Source organism: Paraburkholderia sp. SUR17 (assembly GCF_029536165.1).
Lineage (GTDB): Bacteria > Pseudomonadota > Gammaproteobacteria > Burkholderiales > Burkholderiaceae > Paraburkholderia > Paraburkholderia kururiensis.
This window is the reverse complement of the sequence record NZ_CP120509.1, coordinates 2542885-2556956: the sequence shown is the minus strand read 5'-3', so window position 1 is coordinate 2556956 and position 14072 is coordinate 2542885. Positions and strand designations below refer to the sequence as shown.

At 66.7% G+C, this 14072-nt stretch carries 14 protein-coding genes; 5 read left to right on the top strand and 9 right to left on the bottom strand.

Annotated features, from left to right (window positions below):
* Window positions 1-5 precede the first annotated feature (5 nt).
* The 3 genes from P2869_RS28630 to pcaC are packed head-to-tail and all read left to right on the top strand — an operon-like array spanning window position 6 to window position 2602.
* The gene (locus tag P2869_RS28630; RefSeq protein WP_277598718.1) at window positions 6-1409 is read left to right on the top strand and encodes a 3-carboxy-cis,cis-muconate cycloisomerase; all 1404 of its coding nucleotides are present in this window, start codon (window positions 6-8) and stop codon (window positions 1407-1409) included.
* 18 nt (window positions 1410-1427) lie between these two features.
* Window positions 1428-2216 carry a 3-oxoadipate enol-lactonase gene (gene pcaD / locus P2869_RS28625; protein WP_126876936.1) on the top strand — a complete coding sequence of 263 codons (789 nt, stop codon included), beginning with the start codon at window positions 1428-1430 and terminating at the stop codon, window positions 2214-2216.
* Window positions 2213-2602, top strand: a complete 390-nt coding sequence (pcaC, locus tag P2869_RS28620; protein WP_042300228.1) for a 4-carboxymuconolactone decarboxylase — start codon at window positions 2213-2215, stop codon at window positions 2600-2602. The genes pcaD and pcaC overlap by 4 nt, the downstream gene beginning before the upstream one ends.
* A gap of 69 nt (window positions 2603-2671) precedes the next feature.
* On the opposite strand, the gene P2869_RS28615 is transcribed toward pcaC, so the two are convergent.
* Window positions 2672-2920 carry a hypothetical protein gene (locus P2869_RS28615; protein ID WP_199540952.1) on the bottom strand — a complete coding sequence of 83 codons (249 nt, stop codon included), beginning with the start codon at window positions 2918-2920 and terminating at the stop codon, window positions 2672-2674.
* A gap of 171 nt (window positions 2921-3091) precedes the next feature.
* On the opposite strand from P2869_RS28615, the gene P2869_RS28610 reads away from it, so the two are divergent.
* Window positions 3092-3619 carry a DUF6496 domain-containing protein gene (locus P2869_RS28610; protein WP_277598717.1) on the top strand — a complete coding sequence of 176 codons (528 nt, stop codon included), beginning with the start codon at window positions 3092-3094 and terminating at the stop codon, window positions 3617-3619.
* A 76-nt stretch (window positions 3620-3695) separates the two neighbouring features.
* On the opposite strand, the gene P2869_RS28605 is transcribed toward P2869_RS28610, so the two are convergent.
* Window positions 3696-5024, bottom strand: a complete 1329-nt coding sequence (locus P2869_RS28605; protein WP_277598716.1) for an aspartate aminotransferase family protein — start codon at window positions 5022-5024, stop codon at window positions 3696-3698.
* 203 nt (window positions 5025-5227) lie between these two features.
* Between P2869_RS28605 and P2869_RS28600 the strand changes: the two genes are divergently transcribed.
* Window positions 5228-6631, top strand: a complete 1404-nt coding sequence (locus P2869_RS28600) for a PLP-dependent aminotransferase family protein (protein ID WP_026121466.1) — start codon at window positions 5228-5230, stop codon at window positions 6629-6631.
* Here P2869_RS28600 and P2869_RS28595 read toward each other — a convergent pair.
* From P2869_RS28595 to P2869_RS28560, 7 genes are all read right to left on the bottom strand, one after another.
* Window positions 6612-8222 (bottom strand): methyl-accepting chemotaxis protein, encoded by a 1611-nt coding sequence (locus P2869_RS28595; protein ID WP_277598715.1) that lies wholly within the window; start codon window positions 8220-8222, stop codon window positions 6612-6614. The genes P2869_RS28600 and P2869_RS28595 overlap by 20 nt on opposite strands.
* 321 nt (window positions 8223-8543) lie before the next feature.
* The gene (locus tag P2869_RS28590; protein ID WP_017774945.1) at window positions 8544-9158 is read right to left on the bottom strand and encodes a LysE family translocator; all 615 of its coding nucleotides are present in this window, start codon (window positions 9156-9158) and stop codon (window positions 8544-8546) included.
* Window positions 9159-9281: 123 nt separating this feature from the next.
* Window positions 9282-11045 carry an arsenical pump-driving ATPase gene (gene arsA / locus P2869_RS28585; protein WP_277598714.1) on the bottom strand — a complete coding sequence of 588 codons (1764 nt, stop codon included), beginning with the start codon at window positions 11043-11045 and terminating at the stop codon, window positions 9282-9284.
* 9 nt (window positions 11046-11054) lie between these two features.
* The gene (gene arsD, locus P2869_RS31150; protein ID WP_346833752.1) at window positions 11055-11900 is read right to left on the bottom strand and encodes an arsenite efflux transporter metallochaperone ArsD; all 846 of its coding nucleotides are present in this window, start codon (window positions 11898-11900) and stop codon (window positions 11055-11057) included.
* A gap of 18 nt (window positions 11901-11918) precedes the next feature.
* Window positions 11919-12449, bottom strand: coding sequence for an aspartate carbamoyltransferase (locus tag P2869_RS28570; RefSeq protein WP_277599872.1), 531 nt, complete (start codon window positions 12447-12449; stop codon window positions 11919-11921).
* A 19-nt stretch (window positions 12450-12468) separates the two neighbouring features.
* Window positions 12469-13551 carry an ACR3 family arsenite efflux transporter gene (arsB, locus tag P2869_RS28565; protein ID WP_199540942.1) on the bottom strand — a complete coding sequence of 361 codons (1083 nt, stop codon included), beginning with the start codon at window positions 13549-13551 and terminating at the stop codon, window positions 12469-12471.
* 22 nt (window positions 13552-13573) lie between these two features.
* Window positions 13574-14068: an arsenate reductase ArsC gene (locus P2869_RS28560; protein WP_277598713.1), complete on the bottom strand. Its 495-nt coding sequence runs from the start codon at window positions 14066-14068 to the stop codon at window positions 13574-13576.
* Between the last annotated feature and the right edge of the window lie 4 nt (window positions 14069-14072).

Sequence of the window (14072 nt, the reverse complement as noted above, 5' to 3'; positions counted from 1 at the left end):
TCACCATGCCCGAACGTCTCGAACGTATCGAACGCCTGACCGGCCTGATCTGCGGCACGCAGGCGATGAACGACATCTGGTCGCCGCGCGCCACGTTGCAGCGCATGCTCGATGTCGAAGCCGCGCTCGCACGGGCGTGCGCCGCGCACGGCGTGATTCCGCCGCAAGCCGTGGCGCCCATCGTCGCGGCTTGCCAGGCCGATGCACTTGATGCCGAGGCCCTCGCCCGCGATGCCGCGCTCGGCGGCAACCTCGCCATTCCGCTCGTTCGCCAGCTCACGGCGCGCGTCAAGGCCGCCGATGCCGAAGCCGCGAAGTACGTCCATTGGGGCGCAACGAGCCAGGACATCATCGACACGGCCACCGTGCTGCAACTGCGCGCCGCGCTCCACCTGATCGACCACACGCTGCAATCCACCTGCGCGGTGCTCGCCAACCTCGCGCGTGCGCATCGTGCGACGCCGGCGGTTGGGCGCACGTGGCTCCAGCAGGCGCTGCCTATCACGCTCGGCCTCAAGTTCGCGCAATGGCTCGACGCCTTGCTGCGCCATCGCGACCGCCTCGCTGCGCTGCGCGAGCGAGCGTTGGTGCTGCAATTCGGCGGCGCGGCGGGCACGCTGGCGAGTCTGCGCGATGCGGCTTCGGCCATAAGCGCATCGCTCGCGCAAGAACTGCAGCTCGCGCAGCCCGCGTTGCCGTGGCACACGCAGCGCGACCGCATCGCGGAGGCCGCCTCGTTCTTCGGCATGTTGATCGGCACGCTCGGCAAGATTGCGCGCGACATCTCGCTGCAGATGCAGACCGAGATCGGCGAACTCGCGGAGCCTGCGGCGGCCGGCAAGGGCGGATCGTCCACCATGCCGCACAAGCGCAATCCCGTGGGTTGCGCCGCCGTGCTCACCGCCGCGACGCGCGCGCCTGGGCTCGTGGCCACCGTGTTGGCCGGCATGGTCCAGGAGCACGAGCGCGCCCTGGGCGGCTGGCAGGCCGAGTGGGACGCGCTGCCCGATCTCGCGCGGCTGGCGGGCGGCGCGCTCGCGAACATCGAACAGATCGCCTCGGGGCTCGAAGTGGATACCGCGCGCCTTGCCGCGAATCTCGACGCCACGCACGGGCTGATTCTGGGCGAGGCCGTGATGCTCGCGCTGGGCGATCGCATCGGCCGGCTCGATGCGCATCATCTCGTGGAGAAGGCATCCAAAGCCGCCGTGCAGGCGCGCCGGCCGCTCTTCGACGTGCTTGCTGAAGACCGCGCCGTCACGCGTCATCTCGAAGCCGCGCAGCTGCGCTCGCTGCTCGACCCGGCCCATTACGCAGGCGAGGCGCAGGCCTTCGTCGATGCCGTGCTTGCGCGGCATGCGGCCTGGGCGCCGCCGTCATCCGTGGCTGCGTCGAACGAACAACCCTGAAAAAAGGAGTAGCGATTCATGCCGTACGCCACCGTAAATGGCACGAAGCTGCACTACCGCGTCGACGGCGAGCGCAGCGACGCGCCCTGGCTCGTGCTGTCGAACTCGCTGGGCAGCGACCTTTCCATGTGGACGCCGCAGGTCGCCGCCTTCGCGAAGCACTTCCGCGTGCTGCGCTACGACACGCGCGGCCACGGCCATTCCGACGTGCCGCCGGGCCCGTACACCATCGAGCAACTGACGGGCGACGTGGTGGGCCTACTGGATGCGCTCGACATCGAGAAGGCGCATTTCTGCGGCGTCTCGATGGGCGGCCTGACGGGCGTGGGCCTCGCCGCGCGGCACAGCGCGCGCATTGGCCGCGTCGTGCTCTGCAATACGGCGGCGAAGATCGGCTCGCCCGAGGTGTGGGGCCCACGTGCCCAGCGCGCGCGCAGCGAAGGCATGGCGGCGCTCGCCGACGCCGTGCTCGCACGCTGGTTCACGCCGGCGTTCGTCGCGCGCGAGCCGCTCGTTTTCGCGTTCATTCGCGATGTCTTCGTGCATACCGACAACGAAGGCTACGCGTCGAATTGCGATGCGCTCAACGCGACCGACCTGCGCGGCGAAACGTCCGCCATTCGCACGCCCGCGCTCGTCATCTCCGGCACGCATGACGTGGCCGCCACGCCTGCGCAAGGCCGCGAACTCGCGGCATCGATTGCCGGTGCCCGCTACGCCGAACTCGACGCCTCGCACATTTCCAACATCGAGCAGGCCGACGCGTACACGAAGACCGTGCTCGACTTCCTCACGGAGCAGGCATGAACGACGACGAACGCTATCAGGCCGGCATGGGCGTGCGCCGGGCGGTGCTGGGCGACGCGCACGTCGACCGGTCGCTCGCAAACCGCACGGAATTGACCGAGGAATTCCAGAACTTCATCACGCGTTATGCGTGGGGCGAGATCTGGACTCGCGAAGGCTTGCCGCGCCATACGCGCAGCCTGCTCACCATCGCGATGATGGTGGCGCTCAACCGGGGCGAAGAACTCGCGCTGCATCTGCGCGCCGCGAAGAACAACGGCGTGACGCGCGACGAGATCAAGGAAGTGCTGCTGCAGACCGCGATCTATTGCGGCGTGCCGGCAGCCAATTCCGCGTTTCACCTGGCGGACCGCCTCTTCCGCGAAGAGGACGAAGCGAAGTCCTGAAGACGTCGCCGGCAGGCAGAGCGGCCGGCGCTGCCTGCGGTGCCGGAGCGTCGATCAGTACGCCTGCGCTCACGCTTCGCGATTGTGCTCCGCGACGTACTGGCGCAGGCTCGCAACGAGCGCTGCCTCGATGGCGCGGTGATCCGCGTTGCTGAGCGAGCCCGCCTCCTGTTCGTCGCCGAACAGCGTGGGCGGCGCGTCGTACACGCCCACCTCGTGGCCTTCGCGAAACACGCGTATTTCATGGCCGTTTTCGCTGTATTCGGCCATCCAGTGCGCGCCGTCGATGTGCGTTCCTGCCCGAATCGATGTTTTCATGATGTCCTCCGCGGAGTCGCTCGTTCACGCCTTGCGCTTCGCATGCGCGCCGCGTGCCTTGGCACCTGCCGCCACGATACGCCGTCGACGCTCCGAACGCACCCTCCAGCACAGGCCGGGCATATCCGTTGCTCGCTTGACTGATGCCAACAGCCACTCTGGAGGACTGTCATGCCTGAAAAGAAAACCATGGAACGAGCCCGCAGCGCGAAGCGCGCGGGCAAGGCGCCCAGCACCCAGGCGGGCGCGTTCGTGAAGGAAGAAATCGACCACGTGCGCGAAGGCAAGCACGGCGTGAAGTCGGCGAAGCAGGCCGTCGCGATCGGTCTTTCGAAGGCGCGGCGCGCCGGCGTCGACATGAAGCCGCCTGCCCAGGGCAAGACGAGCACGGCGACGCGCAAGAAGGCCGAGAAGGACTACGAGGCCGGCCACAAGCCCGCGTCGAAGCGGGCGAAGAGCGCGAGCACCGAATCGAAGACGAAGCGTTCGCGCACCACCGCCGCGGTGCTCAAACGCGAGAGCGGCGAGGGCGCCTCGCATCGCGCGATGTCGAAGCAGTCGCACTCGGCCGCGAACCGCCGTTCGGCGTCCAGCCGCTCGGCCGCCGCGAAGAAGGCGGCGCGCACGAAGGGCGCCGCGGGGCGTTCAGCGGCCGCAAAAAAGGCGGCTCATACGCGAGCCGCCCGGACACATCACTGAAGCTTGAGTGAAGCGTTTCGAGTGAAACCGCCTCCGCGGCGCCTGATGAGCCACCAGGCGCCGCGGCTATACAGCCTCAATCCACGCTGGCGAGCGCCTCGCGCACAGTGCCGAAGAGCGTGTCGATCTGTTCCTCGCTCACGATCAGCGGCGGCGAGAAGGCGAGGATGTCGCCCGTGAAGCGGATCAGCACGCCGGCTTCCAGACACTTGAGGAACGCCTGATAGGCCCGCGCGCCCGGGGCGCCGTCGCGCGATTCGAGTTCGACGCCCGCCACGAGCCCGAGGTTGCGAATGTCCTTCACGTGCTTCGCATCGCGCAGGCTGTGGGCCGCGGCTTCGAACTTCGGCGCGAGGGCGTGGGCCCGCGCGAACAGGTCTTCGCGCCGATACAGATCGAGCGTGGCCACGGCCGCCGCCGCCGCCGCGGGATGCGCCGAGTAGGTGTAGCCGTGGAACAGCTCGATGGCGCCCGGCGCGCCGCTATTCACCACTGTGTCGTGGATCTGGCGGCTCGCGGCGACCGCGCCCATCGGAATGGCTGCGTTGTTGATCGCTTTCGCGAGCGTGATGAGGTCCGGCGTCACGCCGAAGAACTCGCTGGCCGTGGCCTTGCCGAGCCGGCCGAAACCCGTAATGACTTCGTCGAAGATCAGCAGGATGCCGTACTTCGTGCAGATCTCGCGCAGCCGCTGCAGATAGCCCTGCGGCGGAATCAGCACGCCGGTGGAGCCCGCCATGGGCTCGACGATCACCGCGGCGATGGTCGACGCATCGTGCAGCGCGACGATGCGCTCCAGTTCGTCGGCCAGATGCGCGCCCCATGCCGGCTGGCCCTTCGAGAACGCGTTGTGTTCGAGGTTGTGTGTGTGCGGCAGGTGGTCCACGGCCGGCAGCAGCTGGCCCGAGAACGTCTTGCGGTTCGGAGAAATCCCGCCCACCGAAATGCCACCGAAGCCCACGCCATGGTAGCCGCGCTCGCGGCCGATCAGCCGCGTGCGCTGGCCTTCGCCGCGCGCGCGGTGGTACGCCAGCGCGATCTTGAGCGCCGTATCCACCGACTCCGAACCCGAATTCGTGAAGAAGATGCGGTCGATGCCGGCCGGCATCAGCTCCGCCACCTTGCTGGCCGCTTCGAAGGCGAGCGGGTGGCCCATCTGGAACGTCGGCGCGTAGTCGAGCGTGTTGAGCTGCTGGGTGATGGCGGCAATGATCTCTTCGCGGCCGTGACCCGCGTTCACGCACCATAGGCCGGCGCTGCCGTCCAGCACCTGGCGGCCGTCGGTGGTGCGGTAGTACATGCCTTTGGCCGACTCCAGCAGGCGCGGTGCGGCCTTGAACTGGCGATTGGCGGTGAAGGGCATCCAGAAAGACGCCAGATCGTCGATGACAGGGCGCGAAGTCATGGTTTTTTCTCCTCGAACAGGTAGCGAAACTGTAGCGCCCAGAGTTAAATGTCGGCATATACAGTTCACGTACTGCGCTGATAACTGTGCTGGCCGATCTGCGCGGACTGTGTTGGTTTCCAGCCGCGTGTCCGCGCCTGGCGAACCCTTCCCCAACGAACTCAACTCAACCCAGCCGCCTTTGCCGCCGCTGTGCCGTGACGATGATCGAACTTCAACTGGAGCGCGGCCGCCGCACGGCGCCCACGCTCGTAGACCAGGTGGTGCAAGGCTTTGCCGCGGCCATCCAGGCGCAGACGCTGCGTGCAGGCGCGCTGCTGCCTTCCGTGCGCCAGCTTGCGCAGACGCATTCGCTTTCCACCTTCACCGTGACCGAGGCCTACACCCGGCTCGTGTCGATGGGCCTCGTCGTTGCCCGGCGTGGCTCGGGCTACCGCGTGGCGCCGCGCGCGCAGGCCGCGCGGCCCAGCCCGGCCGGCTGGCAGCCGCCCAGCCTCACGGCGACGTGGCTGCTCTCGGACGTATTCGCCGATCACTCCGTGCCCATCAAGGCCGGCTGCGGCTGGATGCCGGCCGAATGGATCAACGAAGGCGGCCTGCGGCACGCGCTGCGTGCCATGACACGCGTGCCGGCCGCGCGGCTTGGCGACTACGGGCACCCGTACGGTTTCGCGCCGCTGCGCGAGCGCCTCGCCGAGCAACTGGACCGCCACGGGCTGCCCGTCGAAGTCTCGAACGTGCTGCTCACGCACGGCGCCACGCAGGCGCTCGACCTTGTCGTGCGCACGCTGCTGCGTCCGGGCGATGCGGTGGTGGTCGAAGATCCGGGCTACTGCAATTTCCTGCAGATCCTGAAGCTTGCCGGCCTCGCCGTGCACGGCGTGCCGCGTACGCCGGCCGGCATCGACGCCGACGCGCTGGAGCGCGTGGTGGCCGCGCACGCGCCCAAGGCGCTCTTCGTCAACACGACGCTGCAGAATCCGACCGGCGCCACCTTCACCATGGCCAACGCGTTCCGCGTGCTGCAAATCGTGGAACGCCAGCAGATGTGGGTGATCGAAGACGACGTGAGCCGCGAGCTGGCGCCTGCGGGCGCGCCGATCTTCGCCGCGATGGAGGGCCTGCAACGCGTGCTCTACGTGGGCGGTTTTTCGAAGACCGTCACGCCCGCGCTGCGCTGCGGCTACGTGGTGGCCGAGCGCGACGTGCTGCGCGAACTGGCGCGCACGAAGATGGCGGTGGGGCTGACGTCGTCGGAGGCCATCGAGCGCATTGTCGACAAGGTGCTCGTGGAAGGGCGGTACGCGCGGCACGTCGAAAGCGTCAACGAACGGCTGAAGGCTGCGCACGCGACCGTGGAAGAGCGCCTCGACGCACTCGGGCTCGACGTGTTCCACCGGCCGCGCGCGGGGCTCTTCGTGTGGGCGCGACTGCCCATCGAACCCGGGCGCGCCGCCGAAGTGGCGACCGACGCATTGCGCGCCGGCATCTGGCTTGCGCCCGGTTCCTACTTTCGTCCCGACGATGCCGCGAGCGCGTGGTTCCGCTTCAACGTGCCGTATTCCACGGACGACGCGCTGTGGAAGTTCATCGCGTCGGTGCGGTAAGCCGCGGCAGGTGCGACGTGTGCGATGCGTGGCGCGAGCCGTCCGTATTGAACACGGAAACGGCCGCGCTCAGACGCTGCGCCTGATCTTCAAGCGCACTCGCCGCCGCGGCCGCCTGTTCCACCAGCGCCGCATTCTGCTGCGTCACCTGGTCCATCTGTGCGACGGCGCGATTCACCTGGTCGATGCCCGTGCTTTGCTCCGATGCCGCCGCCGCGATCTCGCCCATGATCGAACTCACGCGCGTAATGGCGTTGACGATCTCGGACATCGTGGAACCCGAGCGCTCCACGAGTTGCGAGCCGGATTCGACGCGTGCTGTGGAGCTGTCGATCAGCGTCTTGATTTCGCGCGCCGCAGTCGCGCTGCGCTGCGCGAGCGAACGCACCTCGCTTGCCACCACCGCGAAACCGCGCCCTTGCTCGCCGGCCCGCGCGGCTTCCACCGCCGCGTTGAGCGCGAGGATGTTGGTCTGGAACGCGATGCCCTCGATCACGCCCACGATGTCGCCCACCTGGCGCGAATCGTCGACGATCTGATGCATCGTGCCCACTACCTGCTGCGTGAGTTCGCCGCCTTGCGCCGCGAGGTCCGAGGCGTTGCGGGCGAGCGAGCTGGCCTGCGTCGCGTTGTCCGCGGTTTGCTTCACGGTGGAGGTGAGTTCTTCGATGCTCGCCGCCGTCTGCTGCAACGAGGCCGCCTGCTCTTCGGTGCGCTGCGAGAGGTCCGCGTTGCCCGACGCGATTTCGCTCACGCCCGTATTGATCGATTCGGTGCCTTGGCGCACCGTGTTCACGGTGCTGATCAGCGATTCCTGCATGCTGCGCAGCGCTGTGGCGAGGCGTCCCATTTCGTTCTCGCCGGTCGTGGCGATGCGGCCCGTGAGGTCGCCGGCGGCGATGCGCTCGAACTGCGCGACCGTTGCGTCGACTGGACCCACGATTGCGCGGACCAGCACGATGCGCGCAATCCAGACCAGCACGAGCGAGAACGCCATGCCCACGGCCACCGCGATGCACACGGCGTAGAAGCGCGCGTGCGCTTCCTGGTAACGCTGCGCGCCATGATCGATCTGCAGCTTTTCGAGCGTGAGCATCGCCTTTTCGTAGGCGCTATAAAGCGAGGGCAGCTTGTGGCCCTGGAGCTGCTGGAACGCGTTGCGGTCGCCGGCCTTCAGTGCCGCGAGCGCGGGTTCCGCGCCTTCGTGCAGGAACGTGTTGCGCTTGTCCTGCATGTCTTTGATGAGGCGCTGCTCCTCGTCGCCTGTGCCCGCAATGCTCAGATAGTGGGAGAGACGCTCGTCCGAGTTCTTCTGGTACTGATCGAAGCGCTGCAGGACGGCCGCGGCGCCCTTTTCATCGTTCAGATCGACGAGCGACGCGTAAGTGGCGAGCGCGAGGCGCAGCCGCAGCAACTGGCCGGAACTGCCTTCCAGGTCGGCCACGGCTGGCGTGTCCACCGTGTACATCTGCTGCAGCGAGAGATTGCTCGCGCGTAGCGACAACAGGCCGGCCGCCGCGCCAACCAGCAGCGCGAGGCCGAAGAAGGCCACCATCCAGGTGAGCCAGGCACGAATCGACAGCTTCTTCAACGTGGTCTCCTTTCACATTCGTCGATGTATTTCGCGATGCGCCGCGCAACGGCACGACAACGTGCCGCGGGCAATGGCCTGCCATGGGCGCGATGGCGGCCTTGCTGATTCTGTGTTGCGGGGAAGCTGTTAAGAGAAGTCTGAATACGGGATATCGACATTCGTCCGACAAAACTTGAGGACGGCGGCGCGGGACTGGCCGAAGCGGCGAGAGGATGGGGAGGGGGGAATAAAGCAGAGCCGCAGCGCAGGGCCAGGCAGAAACAAGACGGCAGAAACGAAACAAGACGGCAGAAACGAGGCGGCAAAAGCCGCCATCGTTCAGCCGAGCAGATGCAGCGCGGCGGGATACATCGAAGCCACGAGCAGCAGCGCCATGACCACGTTGAAGACGCGCAGCCGCCGCGAGTCCGCGAGAAAGCGCCGCAATGCCGTGCCGAACGCGGCCCACAGGCAGATGCACGGCAGACCGATCACGTAGAAAAGCGACGCCATGATCACCGCGTTCACGCCGAAGTCTGCGGAGAGGCGGATGGTGGTGGCGGCGGTGAGCACCATCATCCATGCCTTCGGGTTGATCCATTGAAACGCGATGGCCTCGTGAAAACGCATGGGACGACGCTCGCCCTTGCGCACCTGGATCTCGCCCGAGGTGCCGATCTTCCAGGCGAGATAAAGCAGATACGCGATGCTCGCCACTTCGAGCACGCTATAGAGCATCGGGAAACGCCGGAACGCTTCGCCCAGCCCGAAGCCGACAGAGAGCATCAGCAACACGACGCCCGCGCTAATGCCGAGGATGTGCGGCAGCGTGCGGCGAAAGCCGAAATTGACGCCGGAGGCCAGCAACATGGTGTTGTTGGGACCGGGCGTGATGGTGGTAACGAGCGCGAAGAGGATGCCGGCGGGCAGCGCGCTCAGGAGTTCTGCGGACATGTGGGGCTGCTCCTGGCTTGTTGGCGATTTCGAGCCAGTTTAGCGGCAGGAGCCAGTACGGTACCGGTACAGATTGACGGATGGTGAGCGGTACGGATCAAGGATCAGGCGATGATCGACGCGCTACGTGGCCGCCCGCGACGTGATCACGTGTTCGAGGCCGGTTGCCCCGACCGGTGCCTCGGCGAGCCACGGAATCAGTGCGGTGCGCTGCGCCAGATCGTCCGCCACGCGGCGCACGAACGGCACCTCGTAAGTGCCCCGCTGGCACAGCATCGGGTCGGTCGTGCCGCTCGCCAGCAACGACTGGTTGATGACCCACGCGTACGGCGTGATTCCCGCCCGCGCGAGGTCGGCGCTCAGGCGCTCCGCTTCGTGAACGGGCGTCGCTTCCGGCAACGTGACGATCAGGATGCGGCTGTAATCCGGGTCTCGCAGGCGCGGCAGCAGTTGACGGACCGACTCCGGCATGTCGCCCTGGGTGCGCATTACTTCGCGGTGGTAAGCCTCGGCTGCGTCCAGCAGCAGAATGGTGTGCCCGGTCGGCGCGGTGTCCAGTACCACGAAGCCGGACTTGCCTTGATCGACCGTGCGCGCGAAGGCCCTGAAGACGGCGATTTCCTCCGTGCAGGGCGAGCGCAGATCTTCTTCGAGCATCGCCCGGCCGCCCGCATCGAGGTGCGATGTCGCTTTCGCCAGCACCTCTTCGGTGTACTGCTGCACTTCGCGCGCCGGGTCGATGCGCGTGACGCTCAGGCGAGGCACGACGCCATCGACAGTGGCGGCCACGTGCGAGGCCGGGTCGGTAGTGGAGAGGATCACGTCGTGTCCGCGGCCGGCCAGCGCAACGGCGATCGCGGCCGCTACCGTGGTCTTGCCCACGCCGCCTTTGCCCATCGTCATGATCACGCCGTGGCCCGCAGCCGACAGTTCGTCGACGAGGCCGCCCAGACCCGGCGGCAAGGCGGTGTCGGGCATCCGGCGTTCGGTCGGCATGCGCACGCGTTCGGGATGCGCCATGTCGCGCAGCGCATCCAGCCCGACCGTGCCGCGCGGCAGAAACGGAATGCGCGTCTGCGGCAGGCCCGCCAGCTCGCGCGGCATGTCGGCCAGCGCCTGTTGCGCGCGCTGGGCCATGGCAGTTGCAATCGCGTCGTCGTTGCGGTCTGTAGCAAAGAGGCCGTTGATTGCCAGCACCTGGTTGCGAATGCCGAGTTCGGCCAGTTCGTGCCGCGTGCGATTCGCTTCGCGCAGCGCGGCGACTTCGGGGCGGCTCACCAGCACGACCGTGGTTTGCGCTGCGCTCGACAGCCGTTCGACGGTCGCCGCGTACAGCGCCTTCTGCTTCTCCAGCCCCGCCAACGGCCCGAGGCACGAGGCACCTCCCGTCGACGACGAGATGAACTCGTTCCACGCCGAAGGCAGCGTCAACAGGCGCAGCGTGTGGCCGGTCGGGGCGGTGTCGAAAATCACGTGATCGAAATCGGCCGTTGCGGCGGGGTCGCCGAGCAGTTTGGAGAATTCGTCGAAGGCCGCTATCTCGACCGTGCACGCCCCGGAAAACTGCTCTTCCATGTTGCGGATCGCCGCGGCAGGCAAGACACCGCGATACGGTTCGACCATGCGTTCCCGGTAGGCCTGCGCGGCCGCTTCCGGATCGATGTTCAACGCGAACAGGCCCGGCGCGCCCGGCACCGCGGTCGGCAGCTGACTCAGACGGACGCCGAGCACCTCGTCGAGATTGGAGGCCGGGTCCGTGCTGACAATGAGCACCCGCTTGCCGGCATCGGCCATGGCGAGGCCCGTGGCACAGGAAAGCGATGTCTTGCCGACGCCGCCTTTACCGGTGAAGAAGAGATATCGGGTCTGCGTTTCGGGAAGGGACATGAGCGCTCCCTAGCAGCAGCCCGACCCCGGCGTGCAGCAGCTGCCGGCCTTGATGTGCGGTTTTTCCGCCGTCGTCAGCGCAATGCCGAGTTTTTGCGCGAGTTGCTGGCGCGACGGATACATCCCCGTCGACACGATATGGCCGTCGACCACGAGGATCGGCAACCGCTCCATGCCGGCCTCCATTTCCTTGACCACGGCGGCGTTGGCGGCGAACGCCTGCGGCGCCTGGCCCAGGTTATAGCGGGCCACTGTCACGCCGTGCGCCTCGACCCACTTCAGATCGGCGGCGAATTGCGCCAGCACGGGGTCGACGTCCACGCCGCAAACGCCGGTCGAGCAACACATGGCGGGATCGAACACTTCGAGTTTCTTCATGGCAGGCACCTTGGAGCAATCGGGATTCAGCGGTCTCCACAAGCACGGGTGCGTCTGCGGGCAGAGATGCGTGAATTCAGGCAGACCGCGGATCGCTTCGGGAATGTGGGTTCGCTCGATGCGAGTGAATCCGCGCCGCGCGAAGAACGTGTGGGCGGGTTCATCGTTCGGAATAAGGTAAAGCGCTTTGAGCGATCGCTTTTGCGCTAGCGCAATGGAAGCGTCGACAAGGCGCGTGCCGAGGCCGGATGCGCGCAGCCGCGGGTGAACGGCGACCGAACGCAACAGGGCCGCATCGCCGGCTTGCTCCAGTCCCGCCACCCCGACGATGGCGGCGTCGCGCACGGCGACGTGGAAGCCGTCGAGGCTTTGCGCCGTGAGGTCGCTGGCCGGTAGCCCGCAGGTATCCAGCAACGCGAGGACGCCGTCGAAGTCCGTGGCGGCGGCCGGGCGAATTTCGTCATCAGGTGTGCTCATGCCGACGCTCCTCTACGTTCACTGCCCCGACATGTCCGCCGGATGGTGGTGCATTGCGCCCGCGTCGTGCCCTGCCATCGCGTCGTGCCCATGATCGGACAACTGCGCGTCGAACCAGTCGTGCAGCGCGGCCACGAGACGAGGCTGCTCGCTGCGATACACGATTTCGCCCCCGTCGCGCACGTCGCGATAGTCGATCTTCAACTCCCCAGGCTGTGCCGTACGCAATACGGCGAGGCCGGGCATGTCGTTGCCGTGAATCTGCTCCGGCGCCCCGAAGTCACCCGCCGAAAACCGACGGGCGATCGCGGCGAGATGCCCGCGGATCAGCTCGGCCTGTTTCGGGTCGGGATGCTTCGTGACGACGCGCTGGATGCCGCCATCGGCCGTCTTCGTAAAGATGTGGGTGGTTGCCGCGAGCGAGAACGGCATCACGTCCGCACCGTGTTGCGCGACTTCTTTCTGGCGCGCCGTGACGTCGGCAAGGGTGAGCGGCGCAACAACCGCCGTGCCGAGCAGTACGGCAACCGATGCCGCGAGGCCTTTCATCCGACGGTTCGCGAATATCTTACGCACGCTCGTACCACTCCTTTGAACGGTTGACGATACGGACCACGAGCAGCATGACCGGTACTTCGATCAGCACGCCCACCACCGTGGCCAGCGCCGCGCCGGAATTGAAGCCGAACAGGCTGATGGCGGCCGCAACCGCCAGCTCGAAGAAATTGGATGCGCCAATGAGCGCCGACGGGCAGGCCACGTTGTGTTTCTCGCCCACTGCGCGGTTGAGCCAGTAGGCAAGCGCCGAGTTGAAGAACACCTGGATCAGGATGGGCACCGCGAGCAGCGCGATCACCAGAGGTTGATCGAGGATGGCTTCGCCCTGGAACGCGAACAGCAGCACGAGCGTGGCGAGCAGCGCCGTGATGGACCAGGGGCCGATCTTTGCCATCGCGGCATCGAATGCCGCCTGGCCTCTCGCGAGCAGCGCCTTGCGAAGCATCTGCGCAAGCGCGACCGGGATCACGATATAGAGCACCACCGAAGTGAAGAGCGTCGCCCATGGCACGGTGATGGCCGAGATGCCGAGCAGCAGGCCGACGAGCGGTGCAAAGGCGACCACCATGATGCTGTCGTTGAGCGCCACCTGCGAGAGCGTGAAGAGCGGGTCGCCCCCGGTCAGCCGGCTCCAGACGAACACCATCGCCGTGCAGGGCGCGGCAGCCAGCAGGATGAGGCCCGCAACGTAGCTGTCGAGTTGCGCCGCAGGCAGCATCGGTGCAAAGAGATGCTTGATGAAGAGCCAGCCGAGAAACGCCATCGAGAAGGGCTTGACGAGCCAGTTCACGACCAGCGTGACGCCGATTCCCTTGATGTGCTGGCGGACCTCGTGCAGCGAGCCGAAGTCCACCTTGACGAGCATCGGGATGATCATCACCCAGATCAGCAGGCCCACCGGCAGGTTGACCTGGGCGTATTGCATGCGGCCAATGGCCTGGAAAACGGCCGGGAAAAACTGTCCGGCGAGGATGCCGGCAACGATGCACAGCGCGACCCAGACGGTGAGGTAGCGCTCGAAAAAGCCGATGGGCGGCTTGGCCGGTGGCTTCACAGGGGGCTTGTTCGAAGCGGTGACGTTGGTGGCGGTCATGAGGCGATTCGCAAAAGAAGGCTCAGCTTTTCAGGATGTCATCCAGCGCATGCTGAAGCTCGGCATCGTTCAGACGATCCAGCGGAAGGGCGAGCAACTGCAGCATGCGATAACCGATGGCCTCACGCGTGAGTTCGAACGCCTGCCGTTTGCCTTCGTCGCCGCCCGGCGCATTGGACGGATCGGCGTAGCCCCAATGGACCTTGACGGGGCTTCCTGGCCAGAACGGACATTGTTCCGCGGCCGCGCTATCGCACACCGTGATGACGATGCGCATTCGAGGCGCGCCGTCTGCCGCGAATTCGTCCCAGCTTTTGCTGCGATAGCCCTGGGTATCGACGCCCGCGTTTGCGAGCGCTTCCAGCGCAAACGGGTTGATACGGCCGCTCGGCGCGCTGCCGGCGCTATAGGCGCGCACGTCCTTGCCGAGCTTGTGCGCCCAATGGTTCAGCATGCCCTCGGCCAGTACGCTGCGTGCCGAATTGTGGGTGCAGAGAATGAGTACGTTGATGGTCATCGCG

Bases quoted from the DNA above. Each gene is read 5' to 3' on its own strand.
- P2869_RS28560 (WP_277598713.1), bottom strand. From the start codon at position 14,068: ATGACCATCAACGTACTCATTCTCTGCACCCACAATTCGGCACGCAGC.
- arsD (WP_346833752.1), bottom strand. From the start codon at position 11,900: ATGAGCACACCTGATGACGAAATTCGCCCGGCCGCCGCCACGGACTTC.
- pcaD (WP_126876936.1), top strand. From the start codon at position 1,428: ATGCCGTACGCCACCGTAAATGGCACGAAGCTGCACTACCGCGTCGAC.
- P2869_RS28570 (WP_277599872.1), bottom strand. From the start codon at position 12,449: ATGAAAGGCCTCGCGGCATCGGTTGCCGTACTGCTCGGCACGGCGGTT.
- P2869_RS28610 (WP_277598717.1), top strand. From the start codon at position 3,092: ATGCCTGAAAAGAAAACCATGGAACGAGCCCGCAGCGCGAAGCGCGCG.
- P2869_RS28600 (WP_026121466.1), top strand. From the start codon at position 5,228: ATGATCGAACTTCAACTGGAGCGCGGCCGCCGCACGGCGCCCACGCTC.
- P2869_RS28605 (WP_277598716.1), bottom strand. From the start codon at position 5,024: ATGACTTCGCGCCCTGTCATCGACGATCTGGCGTCTTTCTGGATGCCC.
- P2869_RS28615 (WP_199540952.1), bottom strand. From the start codon at position 2,920: ATGAAAACATCGATTCGGGCAGGAACGCACATCGACGGCGCGCACTGG.
- arsB (WP_199540942.1), bottom strand. From the start codon at position 13,551: ATGACCGCCACCAACGTCACCGCTTCGAACAAGCCCCCTGTGAAGCCA.
- arsA (WP_277598714.1), bottom strand. From the start codon at position 11,045: ATGTCCCTTCCCGAAACGCAGACCCGATATCTCTTCTTCACCGGTAAA.
- P2869_RS28630 (WP_277598718.1), top strand. From the start codon at position 6: ATGCCCGAACGTCTCGAACGTATCGAACGCCTGACCGGCCTGATCTGC.
- P2869_RS28590 (WP_017774945.1), bottom strand. From the start codon at position 9,158: ATGTCCGCAGAACTCCTGAGCGCGCTGCCCGCCGGCATCCTCTTCGCG.
- pcaC (WP_042300228.1), top strand. From the start codon at position 2,213: ATGAACGACGACGAACGCTATCAGGCCGGCATGGGCGTGCGCCGGGCG.